This window comes from Aciditerrimonas ferrireducens, assembly GCF_023130475.1.
Lineage (GTDB): Bacteria > Actinomycetota > Acidimicrobiia > Acidimicrobiales > UBA8190 > Aciditerrimonas > Aciditerrimonas ferrireducens.
This window is the reverse complement of the sequence record NZ_JAKHEX010000013.1, coordinates 16881-33446: the sequence shown is the minus strand read 5'-3', so window position 1 is coordinate 33446 and position 16566 is coordinate 16881. Positions and strand designations below refer to the sequence as shown.

The following is a 16566-nucleotide window of genomic DNA, read 5'->3' as shown; positions in this document are numbered from 1 at the left end:
GACCGAGGATCTTCGCCCGGGAGCTCGCCGAGTCTAGCCAGGGCGGCGGAAGGACCCAGGGCCGGCGCCTTGGGAGGCAAGGTGGCCGCTTCGGGCGGTACGGTCGGGGCGTGGAGCCCGCATCGGAGGACGGCCCGGCGCCGTCCGGTCCTGCCCGCTCCCCTTGGGTCGAGCCGGGCGACCACGCGGGCTGGCTGACCGGCGTGGAGGGGCTGCGGGAGGAGGCGGCTGGGGTGGCCCGGCGGGCCCTGGCCCACCGGCGGCTGCCCCCGGCCCCGCGGCTGGCGAGCACAGTGGCGCACCTGGGCTCGGCGGTTGGGGGATGGTGGCTCACGGCCCGGGGGACGGCGCGGTCCCGGGCCGTGCTCGCCGCCCGGGTCCGCCGGGCGTTCGAGCGGCTGGGACCGACGTACGTGAAGCTGGCCCAGATCGTCTCCGCCGGGGAGGGGATCTTCCCGGCCGAGCTGGTGGCCGAGATGCGCAAGTGCCGGGACCAGGTCCCCCCAGTGGCCTTCGGGGCGATCCGGGGCGTCGTCGAGGCGGAGCTCGGGGCCAGCCTGAGCGAGACGTTCCGGTCCTTCGACGCCCAGCCCCTGGCCGCCGCTTCCATCGCCCAGGTGCACGCCGCCGAGCTGCGGGACGGGACCCCGGTGGTGGTGAAGGTGCAGCGGCCCGGCATCGAGGGGCGGGTCCAGCGGGACGTGGCCATGATGGCCTGGCTGGCCGAACGGCTGGTGGGCCGCATCCCGGTGGCCGCGCTGGCCAACCCGCCGGGCCTGGTCGAGGTCTTCGCCGAGACCATCGTCGAGGAGCTGGACTTCCGGCTGGAGGCCGCCCACATGCTGGAGGTGGCCGGGGTGCTCGCTGCCATGGGCCAGGACCAGCTGGTGGTGCCCCGGCCGCACCGGGAGCTGGTCACTCGGCGGGTCCTGGTCATGGAGCGGCTCTTCGGGCTGCCCTGGGGCGACGGCCAGGTGCTGCGCCAGGCGGGGGTGGACCCCGAAGCCGCCCTGCGGGTCGCCCTCGTGTCGCTCCTCGAAGGAGCCATGGTCGCGGGGGTCTTCCACGGGGACCTCCACGGCGGCAACCTGGTAGTCCTCCGGGACGGCCGGGTCGGCCTGCTGGACTTCGGCATCACCGGCCGGCTCGGTCCCGCCGAGCGCCGAGCCCTGGTGCGGCTGCTGCTGGCGGTCACGACGAACGACGTGGCCGGCCAGGTCGAGGCCCTCCAGACCCTCGGGGCCCTGCCGGCCGATCGGACCACGGCCGAGGTCATCGCGGCGCTCGGACTGGACCGTCCGCCCCTGGACCCCTTGACGGTGAGCGTCGAGGAGCTCGTCGCCGAGGTCCGTCAGGTGGTCTCTGCCCTGCTGGGCCTCGGAGCTCGGCTGCCGAAGGCCCTCGTGCTCTTCGTCAAGGACCTGGTCTTCTTGGACGGTGCTCTGGCGGCGATGGCCCCGGACCTCGACGTGCTGGCCGAGGTGGTCGGCCTGGTGCGCTACTTCCAGACCCGCCACGGCGCCCAGCTGGCGGCCGACTTGGGGATGGACCCCGCTGCGCCGGTGCCCGTCGACCTGGCCGGGGTGGCCGCATCGTTCGGTGCCCCCGGCGCGACGAGCGGGCTGACCGTGGCGGAGCTGAACGCCCGGCGTCGGGAGGTCCGGACCCGGCTGGAAGCCTGGCGCAGCGGGGGCGGCCGGGGGGACGCCGCCGAGCGGTCCTGATCGGAGGACCGGCTCGGGCAGGCTCGAGGGGAGCAGCGAAGGAGGAGGGGGGATGAGCGAGGTGACGGACACTGACGCCCGGCAGGACCCGGCCTCGGTCGCGGCGGGGTCCCTGGCTCGCCAGGCCGCATGGCGACCCGACCACCCGGCGGTGGTGGAGGCCTGGGGTGGCCGGGTCCTGCGCTACGAGGAGCTCGACCGTCGGTCCCGGGCGCTGGCCGCGGCCCTGGTCCGCCGGGGGCTCGGGCCGGGCAGCACGGTGGCCATGGCCCTGCGGAACGGCGCGACCTGGTTCGAGGTGGCCTGGGCCCTCCAGCGGCTCGGCGCCTACTGGGTCCCGGTGAACTGGCACCTGACCGCCGGGGAGGCCAGCTACCTGGTGCAGGACGCCGGAGCCCAGGCCCTGGTGGTGGACGCCGAGCTCGCCGAGCTCGCCCATGCGGCCTCGGCGGTGCTCGAGCCGCCGGCCCTGCGGGTGGCCGCCGGGGGCCCGCTCGAGGGCTTCTTCGACCTCGCGGCGCTGACCGCCGAGGACCCAGCAGGCTCGCCGGAGCTCGAGGGCCAGGCCATGCTCTACTCCTCGGGCACCACCGGTCGTCCCAAGGGCATCCGGCGGCCGCTGAGCCAGGCGCCCTTCGGGCAGCGGACCACCCTGGACGGCCTCCTCCAGGTGCTCTACCGAGCCGGCCCGGACAGCGTCTACCTCTCGCCCGCCCCCCTTTACCACGCGGCGCCCCTGGGCTTCACCATGGCCGCCCACCGGCTCGGGGCCACGGTGGTGGTCATGGACCGCTTCGATCCCCGGGGCTGGCTGGAGGCCGTGGCCCGCTACCGGGTCACCCACAGCCAGGTGGTCCCGACCATGCTGGTTCGCCTGCTGGAGCTCCCCGAGGAGGTCCGGGGCAGCTTCGACCTCTCGAGCCTGCAGGTGGTGGTCCACGCCGCCGCGCCCTGCCCGGTCGAGGTGAAGCGGCGGGCCATGGCGTGGCTGGGACCGATCCTCCACGAGTACTACGCCGGCTCGGAGGGCAACGGCTTCTGCGCCATCGGCCCCGAGGAGTGGCTGGCTCGGCCCGGGTCGGTCGGCCGGCCGGTGGCCGGGGCGGTGCACATCGTGGGCCCCGACGGGGAGGAGCTGCCACCAGGGGAGGTGGGGACGATCTACTTCGAGGGCAGCCCGCCTTTCGAGTACCACCGGGACCCCGAGCGGACCCGGGCGGCGTTCCACCCCCGGGGCTGGAGCACCCTGGGGGACCTGGGCTACCTGGACCAGGACGGCTACCTCTACCTGAGCGACCGGCGGACCGACCTCGTCATCACCGGCGGGGTCAACGTCTACCCCCGGGAGGTCGAGGAGGTCCTGGTGGAGCACCCGGCGGTGGCCGACGCGGCCGTCGTGGGGGCGCCCGATCCGGACCTCGGCAAGCGGGTCGTGGCGGTGGTCGAGCTGCGCCCCGACCACGCTCCCGGCGACGACCTGGCCGGCGAGCTCACCCGGTTCTGCCGGGAGCGTCTGGCCGGCTACAAGTGCCCGCGGGAGATCCGGTTCGTGCCGGCCCTGCCCCGCACCCCGACCGGCAAGCTGCTCCGTCGGCGTCTTGTGGAGGAGCTCTGGCCTACGCCGCCGACGGAGGGGCCGCCGACCGCCGGGCCGACGGGGGGCGGCGCCGGCGCAGCCGGCTGACGGTCCGGGCGGTCCAGGCCTCCTCGAGGCTGACCCCGGCGTCGAGCAGTCGGCGGGCCTCGGCCGGCGGGAAGCCGGCCCGGTGCCAGGCCAGGCCCTCGGCGCTGGCCAGGCCGACGGCCGCCCAGCGCTCGGCGGTCTCGGCCAGGAGGTGCCGGACCCCCGGTGCGCTGGCCGGGGTGAAGCCGTCGGCATGGGCCAAGGCGGCCTCGAAGGGACCGAAGCCCAGCTCCTGCCAGCGGGCCACTTGGGCCTTCGGGACCCCGAGGTCCTCGTAGCCGGGACCGGTCGGCTCGGTCCTGGGTTCCTCGGTCGACACCGCCTGCTCCTGGGCCGCCTCGGCCGCCATCGCCTCCTCCTCGCCGTCGCTCCGCCTGGTCACCGCGTCGGGGAGGGGGGATTTGAACCCCCGACCTCCTGCACCCAAAGCAGGTGCGCTACCGCTGCGCCACTCCCCGTCTGGCCGCTCAGTCTCGCGCAGCGCCGGCGGGTGGCAGGATCTCGGGGTGCCGGTGCTGGTGCTGGTCCGCCACGGCCAGAGCTCCTGGAACCGCCGAGGGCTGGTCCAGGGCCAAACCCTCGCCCCACCCCTCACCCCTCGGGGCTGGGCCCAGGCGGCAGCGGTGGCCTGGCGGCTGCGGGACCTGCCCTTGGCCGGGCTGGTGAGCTCCGACCAGCGCCGGGCCGAGCAGACCGCCAGCGTCCTGGCCAGAGCACGGGGCGTGGTAGCGGTGCGCGAGCCCGCCCTCCGGGAGCGGGCCCTCGGGGTGGCCGAGGGAGGACCAGCCCCCCTGCCGACCGCCTGGAGCGGTTTTCGCGCCGGTCGGCTGGTGGACCCCGACGCTGCCCCGCCGGGCGGCGAGTCGGTCCGGCAGCTGCTCGAGCGGATCGGCCCGGTCCTGGCTCGGCTGGCCGAGGGGGCGGCCGAGCGGGGTGGGGCAGTGGTGGTGGTCAGCCACGGCGGGGTGGTCCGGGCGGCCCGGGCCCTGGTCGAGCACGGTTGGGCTGCGGCCTGCGCCCCGGGCACCCCCTGGCCCATGGTCCGCAACGGCGACCTCGTCGTCCTGCGGGCCGGCGAGCTGCTCCAGGCTCAGCGGGTCGCGCCCGCCGCCGGGTGTTGAGGCCCGGCGCGGCGGGCCCTCAGGGGCCGGGGGAATCTCGGCCGGGTCCGCCGTTGCCGGGCACCCCGGAGGCAGGCCGGCTCGAGGCGGCCGCGGCGGCACCGGGGGGCGTGCCCTCGAGGAGCCGGCCGAGGGTGCCGGCCGGACCGCGGGCGCTCTGCTCGTCACCGGCGTGCTGCTCCAGGGCCGGGTCGGGTCCGGCGGTGGTCCGCAGGCGGGGCAGGGCGCCGGGGTGGTGGCGGCGGAGGAAGTCGATGAGCTGCTCCCGGACGGCGCACTGGAGGTTCCAGGCGGTCGAGGAGTCCTTGGCGCTCATGAGGGCCCGGAGCTGCATGGTGCTGGTCCCGGCCTGGGTGACCTGGAGGGACCAGACGTTGCCGTCCCAGTCGGGCGAGGCCCGGAGGATCCGGTGGAGCTCGGTGCGCAGCTCGTCGACGGGCGCGCTGAAGTCGACCTCGAGGTGGACCCAGCCGATGAGGTCGGCGCGGGACTTCGTCCAGTTCTCGAAGGGCTGCTCGACGAAGTAGGAGATGGGCAGGACCAGGCGTCGGAGGTCCCAGATGCGGACCACGACGTAGGTCAGGGCGATCTGCTCGATGCGGCCCCAGTGGCCCTCCACCACCACGACGTCGTCGACCCGGATCGGCTGGCTGATGGCGATCTGGATCCCGGCGACGACGTTGGCCACGGTGGGCTTCGCCGCCACGCCGGCGACCACCCCGGCGATGCCGGCCGAGGCCAGCAGGCCGGCGCCGGCCGCCCGGACCGCCGGGATGCTGAGCAGGACGATCGCCAGGGCGACGACGGCCACGGCGAAGACCACCACCCGGCGGAGCACCTGGATCTGGGTGTGGACCTGGCGGGCCCGCAGGTTGTCGGGGGTGTCGGTCCGGTAGTGGCTGAGGAGCAGCTCCTCGAGCACGGCGGTGAGCCGCACCACCAGGAAGGCGCAGGCCAGGACCACGAGCACCCCGACGCCCCGCAGGAGGTCGCTGCGGAGCTGACTGGGGAGGCGGACCGCGGTGAGGGCGATCTCCAGGGCGACCAGGGGCACAAGGAGCTGGACCGGCCGCCGGACGTGCCGGAGCACCGAGCGGGCAAGCGCCCGGGCCGGGGCTCGGAGCGAGCGTCGGACCACGACGAGGGCAGCAGCGTCGAGGACCACGAAGCCCGCGACCACGACGGCGAGGATGGCGGCCGCCGGCATCAGGCCTCCGACCCCAGGCGGATCACGGCACTGCCGGTCAGCCGGTCCCCGGCCAGGTCGGCCAGGGCCTGGTCGGCTTCCTCGAAGCCGTAGGCGGTGGTGGTCGCCCGGACCCCCAGGCGGGCCGCCAGGGCCAAGAACGCCTCCCCGTCTGCCCGGGTGTTGGCGGTCACGCTCCGCAGGTCCCGCTCCTGGAAGAGGTGGCGCTGGTAGGAAAGGGGCGGCAGGTCGCTCAGGTGGATGCCGGCCGACACGGCCACGCCGCCGGGGGCCAGGGCGGCCAAGGCGTCGGCCAGGACCGGCCCGGCCGGGGCGAAGACCAGGGCCGCGTCCAGGGGGACCGGCGGAGGTCCGGCGGTGTGGGCCGACGCGCAGCCCAGGGCCAGGGCCAGCTCGCAGGCGGCCTCGGACCGAGTCACGACGTGGACCTCGGCGCCCTGGCGGAGGGCCAGCTGGGCGGTCAGGTGGGCCGAGGAGCCGAAGCCGTAGATCCCGAGCCGACCGGCCGGGGGCAGCTCGGCTCGCCGCAGGGCCCGGTAGCCGATGATGCCGGCGCAGAGCAGGGGGGCGGCCTCGAGGTCCGAGAGCCCCTCGGGGAGGCGGTAGACGAAGGCCTCCTCGGCCACGAGCAGCTCCGCGTAGCCACCGTCGAGGTCCCAGCCGGTGAAGCGGGCCTCGGGACACAGGTTCTCCCGCCCCAGACGGCAGGCTCGGCAGCGGCCGCAGGTCCAGGCCAGCCAGGCCACCCCGACCCGGTCCCCCGGCGAGAACCGGGAGGCGCCGGGTCCGGCGGCCAGGACCCGACCGACGACCTGGTGGCCGGGGACGACGGCGGGGCGGTGGACCGGGAGGTCGCCCTCGGCGACATGGAGGTCGGTGCGGCACACCCCGCAGGCCCTAACCTCGACGAGCAGCTGGCCCGGCCCCGGGCGAGGGTCGGGCCGCGTGGCGCGCCGGAGGGGTCCGCTGGCCAGCGGACCGGGACGATGGACCTCCCAGACCTCCACGGGCCCATGCTCGCGCGGCTCGCCGCGTGGGGAGCGGAGCCGGTAGCGTCCGGCCGATGTCGCCGCGGGTGGCGGTCTTCGACTTGGGGAGCAGCTCGTTCTCCCTCCTGGTGGCCGAGGTGTCGACCGCCGGTGGCCTCGAACCCGTGGCCCGTCACCGGGCGGGGGTCCACCTGGGCGAGGCCCTCGGTGGGGGCAGTGCACCGTGGCCCGTGGTGCGTCAGGGGGCCCTGCGCGCCGCCCGGGGCCTGGCGAAGGCCGCCGAGCCCTGGGCGCCGGTGCGGCGGGCGGCCTTGGCCACGGCCGCCCTCCGGGACGCCCCCCTCGGGGCTTCCCTGGTCGAGGACCTGAGCGAGGCCCTCGGGCTCCCGGTCTTCGTGCTGAGCGGCCCGGCCGAGGCGGCCCTGTGCGCGTTCGGGCACCACCAGGCGATCTGGCACGACCAGCGGGGCATGGTGAGCCTGGACCTGGGGGGCGGGAGCCTCGAGCTGGCCGTGGGACGCCACGGGCGCGTGCTGGCGAGCGCCTCGGCCCCGCTGGGGGCCGCCCGGCTGGCCGGCGAACTGGCCTGGCGGGACCCCCTCGGGGCTGCGGCCCGGCGGCGCCTGGAGCGGCGGGCGGCAGCGGCCGTGGTGGGCTGGCCCGAGCTCATCGAGCGCCACGGGGTGCCCCGGGACCGGGTGGTGCTGAGCGGAGGGACGGCCAAGGCCCTCGCCCGGTTGGCCACCGCTCCGGTCCGCCGCCAGGGCTCGGTGCACCAGGTCGCCCTGAGCCCGGGGGAGCTGGCCGAGCTGGCCCGCCGGCTGGCTGAGCTGCCGGTGGCCGAGCGGGCCCGCCTGCCGGGCATGCCGGCCCGACGGGTCGGGACGGTCGCCCCGGGGGCTGCGGTGGTGAGCGGGGTGGTGCGCGTGCTCGGTGCCGGCTCCCTGGTGGTCAGCGAGTGGGGCCTCCGGGAGGGTGCCGCCTGGGCGCTTGGGACCGGCCGGCTCCCCGAGCTGCTCGGGGATCGGTCGGCTGCCGGGCGGGGGCCGCTGCGGCGGGCGAGCCCGGTCCAGCCCTAGGCGGGGGGTGTCGGGTGCTCCTCGGTCCTGGCCGGGGACGCCGCCGCCACCGCCTGGTGGAACAGGTCGCGAAGGTCCCGGCGGGTCGGCCCGAACAGCGGGCCGGTCGCCGCGCTCACGCCGAGGTCCCCGGCGGCCGCCAGGTCGAGGGCGTCGCGCAGCCCGAGGGCCATGCGGGCCGGGGGCACCGAGCCGAGGGGCCCCCGCCAGTCGTCCTCGGGGCGCCAGCCGCTTCGCAGGGCAGGCGCCTCGACCACCACGACGGCCGGCCGGGCCGCCTCGAGGATCCCCGGGCGGCGGCCGAGCGCCCAGGGGAGGGCGCACCGGATGCCGACCCGGCCGAGGCGGCGGGTCAAGGTGGCCAGGTCGAGGTCGTCGATGTCGTCGGGCGGGGTGCTGGTCTCGAGGAGTACGACCACCCGTTCGGGGGGCACACCAGCGTCCTGGACCGTCCGGAGCAGCTGGTGGAGGTGCCCGGGACGCAAGAGCTCGGCCGCGGGGACAGGCAGCAGGGCGCTGGGGGGCGTGGTGGGCCAGCTGGCCAGGACGGCCAGGGACCCTGCCAGGAGGGACATGGCCGCCGGCCAGGTGGGGGCGGGCTCCAGGAGGACCCCGATGGTCGCGTGGTCGGCCAGCCGGAGGATGGGGGTGCAGGGCAAGGGCTGGTCGGCCAGGGCAGCGCCGGGGACCGTCGACGCCCCGGTGGCTCCCTCTCCTAGCGGGAGGGCCCGGGGCCGGCTCGCCCGCCGGACCCGGTTGCGGCCGGCCTGCTTCGCCTCGTACATCGCCAGGTCGGCTGCCTGCAGGAGGGCGGCGAAGCTCCGCTCGACCGGCGGCGCGCTCGCCAGGCCGATGGATGCTGTGACGGTGAGGGGCCCGGTGGGCAGCTCGTAGGGTTCGGCCAAGGCGGCCAGGGCCCGCTCGGCCAGCTGCTCCATGGCCGCCGGGTCGCTGACCTCGGGCAGGAGGATGGCCAGCTCGTCGCCGCCGAAGCGCGCCACCGTGTCCTGGGTGCGCACCAGGTTCCGGAGCCGGTCCGCAGCCTCGGTGACGACCTGGTCCCCCGCGCTGTGGCCCAGCGTGTCGTTGACCGTCTTGAAATGGTCCAGGTCGACGAAGAGCAGGCCCACGGCCTGCCCGGTGCGCTCCGCCTGGCGGAGGGCCTGGGCGGTGCGGTCCTCCAGGAGCCGGCGGTTGGGCAGGCCGGTGAGGGGGTCGTGCCAGGCCACGTGCTGCATCTGGCTGAGCAGGCGGGCGTTGGCGATGGCGGTGGCCGCCTGGTCCGCGAGCCCTTGGAGGCGCTCGACCAGTTCGCCGGGCCCCCGCCTGAGCGCCGGGGGCTCGCTGGTGTACGCCGCCGTGACGGCGCCGAGCAGCTCGCCGCCGGCCACGACCGGCACCGCCGCCACCCAACGGCAGCCGTTGCGGCGGAGGATGGCGGCCACGGTCGGACCGACCTCCTCCAGGTCGGCGACGACGGTCGACCGGGTCGTGACCAGCTGCCAGGCCAAGCGGTCGTCCTCGGGTCGCAGGGCGACGCGCTCGGCCCCTGTCGTGGCCCTCGCCTCCTGACGGCCAGCGACCGGCTCGGCCACCGCCACCCGCACGAGCGCGCCCTCGTGGGGGTCCCACAGCCACGTCGAGGCCCGGCCGGCCTGGGTGACCTCGGCGACGGCCGACGCCAGGGTCTCGGCGACCTCTTCGACCCCGAAGACCTGGGCCAGGCGGTGGGCCAGGTCCAAGAGGGCCCGGGCGGTGCTCTCCGCGTGACGGAGGTCGTGGAGGGCCGCCAAGGTCTCGAGGGCGTGGGCAGTGCCCTGGGCGAAGACCTCCAGGGTCTGCTGATCGGTCGGCCACCAGGCGCCTTCGGCCGGGCCGAGGGCGCAGAGCCAGCCGAAGTGGCGGCGGTCCGAGGCGATGGGAGCCACGAGCAGCTCGGCGCTCGGCGCGTGGCGCCCGGCCCCCAGGCCACGGACCAGTTGTGCGGCCTCCTCGGGGGGCAAGCCCACCGACCAGGTTCGCGCCGTGTCGCCGGGGGCCGGGGCGGCCGCCGCCACGTGGGCCTTGGCCCGGACGGTCTCGGCGACCCGACCGACCAGTTCGGCCAGCACCTGGCCGGGCTCGTAGGGGGTCCTGGGGTCGCCGGCCAGGGCCGCGGCGAGCGCCAGTTGCCGGGCCAGCCAGGCCACCTGGGCCAGCAGCGCGTCGCGACCGACCGTGGTGGGACCGCTCGCGCCCCCCGTCGGAGGCCCGGGCGCCGCAGGCAGGCCCAAGGGCATCGGCCGACACGCTAGGCGCGAAGGAGGACGCCTGGCGAGCGAGTCGTTGGGCGAACGGGTCCGGGGCCGCCCAGGCGGCCCCTCGAGAGGGCCGCCGGCGGGCCGGGGGGCCGGTACACTCGGGTCTCCTTATGCGAGCTACCGCCGAACCGGTCGAGGGCAACCGGGTCAAGCTCTCCATCGAGCTGGACCCCGCCGAGGTGGATCGGGCCGTGGAGGCGACGGTCCGCCGGCTGAGCCGGCAGGTCCGGGTCCCGGGCTTTCGGCCGGGGAAGGTGCCCCGGCGGGTGATCGAGAGCCGGCTGGGCGGTCCTCTGGCCCTCCGGGAGGAGGCGGTGAGCGATCTGCTGCCCGAGGTCTACGCCCAGGCGGTGGCCGAGACGGCCATCGACCCGATCGGGGCGCCCGAGGTCGACGTCCGAGGCCTGGCCGACGCCGGACCGCTGACCGTGGACGCCCTCGTGGAGGTCCGGCCCCAGGTCTCGGTCGCCGGCTACCAGGGCCTCGAGGTGACCCTGCCGGGCCTGAGCGTGGACGACGAGGAGGTCGAGGAGCAGCTCACCCGCCTGCGGCGCCAGCATGGCGAGCTGCGGACCGCGGACCGTCCGGCGATCGACGGGGACTTCGTGACGGTGGACCTCCACGCCAGTCGCGAGGGCGCCGACGACCTGGACGTGCAGGACTACGTCTACGAGCTGGGCAGCGCCAGTGCCCTGCCCGAGCTCGACGAGCACCTCCGGGGGGCCAAGCCGGGGGAGGTCCTGACCTACGAGGCCGAGCTGCCCGAGCAAGGGCCGATGACGGTCCGGGTTCTGGTGAAGGAGGTCCAGGAGAACGTCCTGCCCGAGGCGACCGACGAGTGGGCGGCTGAGGTGTCGGACAAGGAGACCCTGGCCGAGCTCCGAGCCGACCTCCGGGCCCGCCTGCGGCGAGTGAAGCAGGCCCGGGCGCTGGCCCTGCGCCGGGAGCGGGCCCTCGAGGCCCTGGTGGCCCTGGTGGCCGAGGAGCCCCCGGAGGTCCTGGTCGAGCAGGAGATCGACGAGCGGCTCCACGAGCTCGGTCACCAGCTGGCGGGCCAGGGCATGACCCTGGAGCAGCTCCTCCAGGCCACCGGCCGGGACGAGGCGGCCCTGCGGGACGAACTGCGCGAGGAGGCCCGCCGAGCGGTCCTGGCCGACCTGGCCCTGCGGGCCCTGGCGGACGCCGAGGGCATCGAAATCGACGAGGCCGAGCTGGACGACGCCGTGGCCGAGGCCGCCGGGCAGCTCGGGTTGGCCCCGGCCGAGCTGCGCCAGCGGCTCGAGCGCACCGGCCGACTGGCCGCGGTACGCTCGGAGCGGAGAAAAGCGAAGGCGTTGGCGTGGCTCGAGGAGCACGTCGCCCTGGTCGACGAGGACGGCAACCCCCTCGACCGGGCAGTGCTGGAGGCTGGCGACCCTGCGGCCCCCAGTCCAGACGACGAGCCTGGTGGGGAGGAGCCCGCAGGGGAGGGGAACGACGTGGAGGTCGAGGCGTGAGAGCCCACGGGTACCTGGTCCCCACCGTGATCGAGCAGACCGCCCGGGGCGAGCGGGGCTACGACCTCTACTCTCGGCTGCTCAAGGAGCGCATCATCATCCTGGGCACCCCCATCGACGACGCGGTGGCCAACCTGATCTGCGCCCAGCTGCTGTTCCTGGAGTACGAGGACATCGACAAGGACATCCACCTCTACATCAACTCGCCCGGTGGCGACATCACCGCCCTGTTCGCCATCTACGACACGATGAAGTTCGTGAAGCCGGACGTCTCGACGTTCTGCTTCGGGCAAGCGGCCTCGGCAGCAGCCGTCCTGTTGGGCGGTGGGGCGAAGGGCAAGCGGTTCGCCTTGCCTCACGCTCGGATCCTGTTGCACCAGCCCTGGGGCGGGGTGGGCGGCCAGGCCAGTGACATCGAGATCCAGGCCCGGGAGATCCTGCGGATGCGGGACCTGCTGAACCAGATGCTCTCTCGGGACACCGGCCAACCGGTCGAGCGGATCGCGGCGGACACCGACCGTGACTTCGTCATGACGGCGGAGGAAGCCGTGGCGTACGGCCTGATCGACGAGATCCTGACGACCCGGGACGCGGAGGCCGCCGCCGAGGCGGTCGGCGTCGCCTAGCCTGGCAGCGAGGAAGGGAGCACCGCCGGTGGCCAAGTTCGGGGACGGTGGGGAGCTGGTGAAGTGCAGCTTCTGCGGCAAGTCGCAGAAGCAGGTGAAGAAGTTGATCGCCGGTCCGGGTGTCTACATCTGCGACGAGTGCATCGACCTCTGCAACGACATCATCGCCGAGGAGCTGGCCGAGACCAACGAGCTGTCCTTCGAGGAGCTCCCCAAGCCCCGGGAGATCTTCAACTTCCTGAACGACTACGTCATCGGGCAGGACTACGCGAAGAAGATCCTCTCGGTCGCCGTCTACAACCACTACAAGCGGGTGCAGTCCGGGGCTGCCCAGGGCGGCGAAGACGTGGAGCTGGCGAAGTCCAACATCCTCTTGCTCGGCCCGACGGGGTGCGGCAAGACCTTGTTGGCCCAGACCCTGGCCCGGATGCTGAACGTGCCCTTCGCCATCGCGGACGCCACGGCCTTGACCGAGGCCGGGTACGTGGGCGAGGACGTGGAGAACATCCTGCTGAAGCTCATCCAGGCGGCGGACTACGACGTGAAGCGGGCCGAGACGGGGATCATCTACATCGACGAGATCGACAAGATCGCCCGCAAGAGCGAGAACCCCTCCATCACCCGGGACGTCTCGGGGGAGGGGGTCCAGCAGGCCTTGTTGAAGATCCTGGAGGGGACGACGGCCTCGGTGCCGCCGCAGGGGGGGCGCAAGCACCCCCACCAGGAGTTCATCCAGATCGACACGACGAACATCCTCTTCATCTGCGGAGGGGCCTTCGCCGGCTTGGAACGGATCATCGAGAGCCGGATCGGGCGCAAGGGCATCGGCTTCCGGGCCGACGTGCGCCGCAGCGGCCAGGTCCGGGACGACGAGATCCTGCGGCACGTGCTGCCCGAGGACCTCATGAAGTTCGGGCTCATCCCGGAGTTCATCGGTCGTCTGCCCGTGGTCGGCGCGGTGTCGAACCTCGACAAGGAGGCCCTCATCCGGATCCTGGTCGAGCCGAAGAACGCCCTGGTCAAGCAGTACCGGCGGTCCTTCGAGCTCGACGGGGTGGAGCTGGAGTTCACCCCGGACGCCTTGGAGGCGGTCGCCGAGCAGGCCCTGCTGCGGGGCACCGGCGCCCGGGGCCTGCGGGCCATCCTGGAGGAGGTCCTGCTCGACGTCATGTACGACCTGCCCAGCCGGGAGGACGTCGGACGCTGCGTGATCGACCGGAGCGTGGTGCTGGAGCGGGTCCACCCGACGCTGGTCCCCCACGGGGAGCCCGCCAAGCCCCGGCCCCGACGGGTCGCCTCCTGAACGGGCGGTGACGACGAGGCCCTCGGCGGGAGCCGACGGGGAGCTGGCGGCGCTCCTCGAGTGGCTCGACCAGCACACGAACCTCGAGCAGACCCTCCCGGGCAAGGTGGCACCCCCGACCCTGGAACGCATCCGGGCCCTCTGCTCCGTCCTCGGCGACCCCCAGGACGCCTACCGGGTGCTGCACGTGACCGGCACGAACGGCAAGGGCTCGACGGTCCGCATGCTCGCTGCGCTCCTGGAGGCCCGGGGCCTGCGGGTCGGGGTCTACACGAGCCCGGACCTCCACCGGGTCAACGAGCGGATCGCCCGTGGCGAGGAACCCATCGCGGACGAGGACCTCGCCGAGGTCCTCGCAGAGCTGCGGCGCCTCGAGCCCCTGCTGCCCGCCCCGCCGAGCCGCTTCGAACTGCTCACGGCAGCGGCCTTCTCCTGGTTCGCCGACGTCGGCGTGGACGTGGCGGTCGTCGAGGTCGGCCTGGGGGGCCGCTGGGACGCCACGAACGTCGTCCGGCCCGACGTGGCCGTGATCACCAGCATCGGCTACGACCACGTGGACCTCCTCGGGCCCACCCTCGCCGACATCGCCGGGGAGAAGGCCGGCATCATCAAGGCCGGCGCGCCCGCCGTGGTGGCCGAGACGGCCCCGGACCTCCGGGGGGTCTTCGCCCGCCGGGCCGCCGAGATCGGCACGACGCTGGTCACCCGACCCGAGCACTTCGACTGCCGGGCCAACCGGCCGGCGGTCGGTGGCCGGCTGGTCGACCTGGTCGGCCCCCGGGCCAGCTACCCCGAGGTGCTCCTCGGCCTGCACGGCGCCCATCAGGGGGTGAACGCCGCCACCGCGGTGGCCGCGGCCGAGGAGTTCTTCGACGGGCCCCTGCCTCGCGAGGTCGTCGACCAGGCCCTCGGCCGGGTCCGGGTCCCGGGTCGGTTGGAGGTCCTGGGGCGCGAGCCGCTCGTGGTCCTCGACGGGGCCCACAACGTGCCCGGCATGGAGGCCCTGGGCCGCGCCCTCCAAGAAGAGCTGGTGGTGGCCGGCCCCACGGTGGCGGTCATGGGCCTGCTCCAGGGCCGGGACCCCACGGCCATGGTCCAGGCCCTGCGGCGCGCCGGGGTGGCCAGCGTCCTGTGCGTCCCAGCCCCGTCGCCCCGCCGGGTCGAGCCCGAGGAGCTGGTGGCGGCGGCTCGGAGCGCCGGGGTCGCCGCGGTGAGCTTCCCCGAGGTCGACCTCGCCCTGGCTGCGGCCCGGTCGGCCGCCGGGCCCGACGGGCGAGTCGTGGTCTGCGGCTCGCTCTACGTGGTTGCAGCCGCCCGTGCCCTGCTCCTGGCGGAGGCCGGCGAGCAGGGGGTGATGGCGTCGGAGCGACGGCGGCCGGGCGACTAGCCTGCCCCCCTCGTGAACCGCACCCTCTTGATCGTGAAACCCGACGGGGTCGAGCGGGGCCTGGTCGGGGAGGTCCTGGCTCGACTGGAGCGCAAGGGCCTGCGGCTGGTGGTCGGCCGCTTGGAGGTCATCCCCCGGGACCTCGCCGCCGCCCACTACGCCGAGCACCAGGGCAAGCCGTTCTACGACGACCTCCTGGCCTTCATCACCCGCTCGCCGGCCTTCGTGGCGGTGGTGGAGGGGCCGAAGGACACCTGGCGGATCCTGCGGACCCTGATGGGGCCGACCAACCCGGCCGAGGCCCCGCCGGGGACGATCCGGGGGGACCTGGCCACCGAAACGGCGGAGAACCTGGTCCACGGGTCGGACTCCGCGGAGGCCGCCGCCCGCGAGATCGCCCTCTTCTTCCCGCAGCTGGCGTGAGCCGGGGGGTCGCCCGGTCCCGAGGCCGACTGGCGGGCCGGAGGGGCCTGGCGCCTTGAGCGAGCCGTCCAGATCCCCTAGCCTTGGCCCGACGCCGGCGGGGCTCCGGTCCGTGCCTGCCGGGCCCGCTGGGCACCCCCTCCCCGAGCGATCCGAAGAGCGAGGCTTGCCATGGCAGAGAACCGGTTGTTCCTGCTCGGCCGGGACATGGCCGTCGACCTGGGAACGGCGAACACCCTGGTCTACGTCCGGGGCCGGGGCATCATCCTGAACGAGCCCTCGGTCGTGGCGGTCAACGTCCGAGACGGCCGCCCGCTCGCGGTGGGAGCCGAGGCGAAGCGGATGATCGGTCGGACCCCCAGCCACATCCAGGCCATCCGGCCGCTCAAGGACGGGGTGATCGCCGACTTCGAGATCTGCGAGAAGATGCTCCGCTACTTCATCCAGCGGGTCCACCAGCGGCGCTTCGCCAAGCCCCGGATGGTCATCTGCGTCCCCTCGGGCATCACTGGCGTGGAGCAGCGGGCGGTGATGGAGGCGGCCGAGTACGCCGGGGCCCGGAAGGCCTACATCATCGAGGAGCCCATGGCAGCGGCCATCGGGGCCGGGCTGCCGGTCCACGAGCCGACGGGCAACATGGTGGTGGACATCGGCGGGGGGACCACCGAGGTCGCGGTCATCTCCCTCGGGGGGATCGTCACCAGCCAGTCGGTCCGGATCGGTGGCGACGAGCTGGACGAGGCGATCATCGCCTACATCAAGAAGGAGTACAGCCTGGCGCTCGGGGAGCGGACCGCCGAGGAGATCAAGATCGCCCTGGGCTCCGCCTACCCCCTGGAGGAGGAGCTGCACGCCGAGATCCGGGGTCGGGACCTCGTGACCGGCTTGCCGAAGACGGTGGTGGTCTCGACCGAGGAGATCCGCCGGGCCATCGAGGAGCCGGTGGCAGCCATCGTGGACGCCGTGAAGGTCACCTTGGACAAGACCCCCCCGGAGCTGGCCGCCGACATCATGGAGCAGGGCATCGTGCTGACCGGGGGTGGCGCGCTGCTTCACGGCCTCGACGCCCGGCTGCAGGAGGAGACGGGGATGCCCATCGTGGTGGCCCGCGACCCCCTGAACTGCGTGGCGGTCGGCAGCGGCCAGTGCCTCGAGGAGTTCGAGGCCCTGAAGCAGGTCCTCATCACCTCCTCGCCCGCTTGATGGTGACTCGACGAGCCGGTCGCC

General features: G+C 74.7%; 14 protein-coding genes and 1 tRNA gene. 10 read left to right on the top strand and 5 right to left on the bottom strand.

What is annotated here, in order from left to right:
* Positions 1-110 precede the first annotated feature (110 nt).
* A complete protein-coding gene (locus Acit_RS08465; RefSeq protein WP_248108051.1) occupies positions 111-1724 on the top strand; it encodes an ABC1 kinase family protein in 1614 nt (537 codons plus the stop codon).
* Between the two features lie 52 nt (positions 1725-1776).
* Positions 1777-3408 carry an AMP-binding protein gene (locus tag Acit_RS08460; RefSeq protein ID WP_282436620.1) on the top strand — a complete coding sequence of 544 codons (1632 nt, stop codon included), beginning with the start codon at positions 1777-1779 and terminating at the stop codon, positions 3406-3408.
* On the opposite strand, the gene Acit_RS08445 is transcribed toward Acit_RS08460, so the two are convergent.
* Both Acit_RS08445 and Acit_RS08440 read right to left on the bottom strand, forming a co-directional pair.
* Positions 3341-3757: a hypothetical protein gene (locus Acit_RS08445; protein ID WP_248108049.1), complete on the bottom strand. Its 417-nt coding sequence runs from the start codon at positions 3755-3757 to the stop codon at positions 3341-3343. The two genes, Acit_RS08460 and Acit_RS08445, sit on opposite strands and share 68 nt — an antisense overlap.
* A 37-nt stretch (positions 3758-3794) precedes the next feature.
* A tRNA-Pro gene (locus Acit_RS08440) sits at positions 3795-3866 on the bottom strand.
* 48 nt (positions 3867-3914) lie between these two features.
* On the opposite strand from Acit_RS08440, the gene Acit_RS08435 reads away from it, so the two are divergent.
* Positions 3915-4529 carry a histidine phosphatase family protein gene (locus tag Acit_RS08435; protein WP_248108047.1) on the top strand — a complete coding sequence of 205 codons (615 nt, stop codon included), beginning with the start codon at positions 3915-3917 and terminating at the stop codon, positions 4527-4529.
* Positions 4530-4548: 19 nt separating this feature from the next.
* On the opposite strand, the gene Acit_RS08430 is transcribed toward Acit_RS08435, so the two are convergent.
* Both Acit_RS08430 and Acit_RS08425 read right to left on the bottom strand, forming a co-directional pair.
* Positions 4549-5736, bottom strand: coding sequence for a mechanosensitive ion channel family protein (locus Acit_RS08430; RefSeq protein WP_282436619.1), 1188 nt, complete (start codon positions 5734-5736; stop codon positions 4549-4551).
* The gene (locus Acit_RS08425; protein WP_248108045.1) at positions 5736-6743 is read right to left on the bottom strand and encodes a zinc-dependent alcohol dehydrogenase family protein; all 1008 of its coding nucleotides are present in this window, start codon (positions 6741-6743) and stop codon (positions 5736-5738) included. The genes Acit_RS08430 and Acit_RS08425 overlap by 1 nt, the downstream gene beginning before the upstream one ends.
* Positions 6744-6799: 56 nt before the next feature.
* Here Acit_RS08425 and Acit_RS08420 point away from each other — a divergent pair, with 56 nt between their 5' ends.
* Entirely contained in the window at positions 6800-7804 is a 1005-nt protein-coding gene (locus Acit_RS08420; RefSeq protein ID WP_248108043.1) for a Ppx/GppA phosphatase family protein, read from the top strand.
* Here the strand turns inward: Acit_RS08420 and Acit_RS08415 are convergent.
* Positions 7801-10083, bottom strand: coding sequence for a diguanylate cyclase domain-containing protein (locus tag Acit_RS08415; protein ID WP_248108035.1), 2283 nt, complete (start codon positions 10081-10083; stop codon positions 7801-7803). The genes Acit_RS08420 and Acit_RS08415 overlap by 4 nt on opposite strands.
* Positions 10084-10214: 131 nt before the next feature.
* Here Acit_RS08415 and tig point away from each other — a divergent pair, with 131 nt between their 5' ends.
* The 6 genes from tig to Acit_RS08385 all read left to right on the top strand — a co-directional run bounded on the left by tig (position 10215) and on the right by Acit_RS08385 (position 16542).
* Positions 10215-11600, top strand: coding sequence for a trigger factor (gene tig / locus Acit_RS08410; protein WP_248108022.1), 1386 nt, complete (start codon positions 10215-10217; stop codon positions 11598-11600).
* Positions 11597-12226 (top strand): ATP-dependent Clp protease proteolytic subunit, encoded by a 630-nt coding sequence (locus Acit_RS08405; RefSeq protein ID WP_312710320.1) that lies wholly within the window; start codon positions 11597-11599, stop codon positions 12224-12226. Before tig ends, Acit_RS08405 begins: the two co-directional genes overlap by 4 nt.
* Positions 12227-12254: 28 nt before the next feature.
* Entirely contained in the window at positions 12255-13529 is a 1275-nt protein-coding gene (gene clpX / locus Acit_RS08400; protein WP_248108020.1) for an ATP-dependent Clp protease ATP-binding subunit ClpX, read from the top strand.
* Positions 13530-13536: 7 nt separating this feature from the next.
* Positions 13537-14916, top strand: a complete 1380-nt coding sequence (locus tag Acit_RS08395) for a bifunctional folylpolyglutamate synthase/dihydrofolate synthase (RefSeq protein ID WP_248108018.1) — start codon at positions 13537-13539, stop codon at positions 14914-14916.
* A 12-nt stretch (positions 14917-14928) separates the two neighbouring features.
* Positions 14929-15339 carry a nucleoside-diphosphate kinase gene (gene ndk, locus Acit_RS08390; protein WP_248108016.1) on the top strand — a complete coding sequence of 137 codons (411 nt, stop codon included), beginning with the start codon at positions 14929-14931 and terminating at the stop codon, positions 15337-15339.
* A 171-nt stretch (positions 15340-15510) separates the two neighbouring features.
* Positions 15511-16542 carry a rod shape-determining protein gene (locus tag Acit_RS08385; RefSeq protein WP_248108015.1) on the top strand — a complete coding sequence of 344 codons (1032 nt, stop codon included), beginning with the start codon at positions 15511-15513 and terminating at the stop codon, positions 16540-16542.
* Positions 16543-16566 lie beyond the last annotated feature (24 nt).

Coding starts and splice junctions, on each gene's coding strand:
- tig (WP_248108022.1), top strand. CDS start 10,215: ATGCGAGCTACCGCCGAACCGGTCGAGGGCAACCGGGTCAAGCTCTCC.
- Acit_RS08385 (WP_248108015.1), top strand. CDS start 15,511: ATGGCAGAGAACCGGTTGTTCCTGCTCGGCCGGGACATGGCCGTCGAC.
- Acit_RS08415 (WP_248108035.1), bottom strand. CDS start 10,083: ATGCCCTTGGGCCTGCCTGCGGCGCCCGGGCCTCCGACGGGGGGCGCG.
- Acit_RS08420 (WP_248108043.1), top strand. CDS start 6,800: ATGTCGCCGCGGGTGGCGGTCTTCGACTTGGGGAGCAGCTCGTTCTCC.
- Acit_RS08445 (WP_248108049.1), bottom strand. CDS start 3,757: ATGGCGGCCGAGGCGGCCCAGGAGCAGGCGGTGTCGACCGAGGAACCC.
- Acit_RS08460 (WP_282436620.1), top strand. CDS start 1,777: ATGAGCGAGGTGACGGACACTGACGCCCGGCAGGACCCGGCCTCGGTC.
- Acit_RS08430 (WP_282436619.1), bottom strand. CDS start 5,736: ATGCCGGCGGCCGCCATCCTCGCCGTCGTGGTCGCGGGCTTCGTGGTC.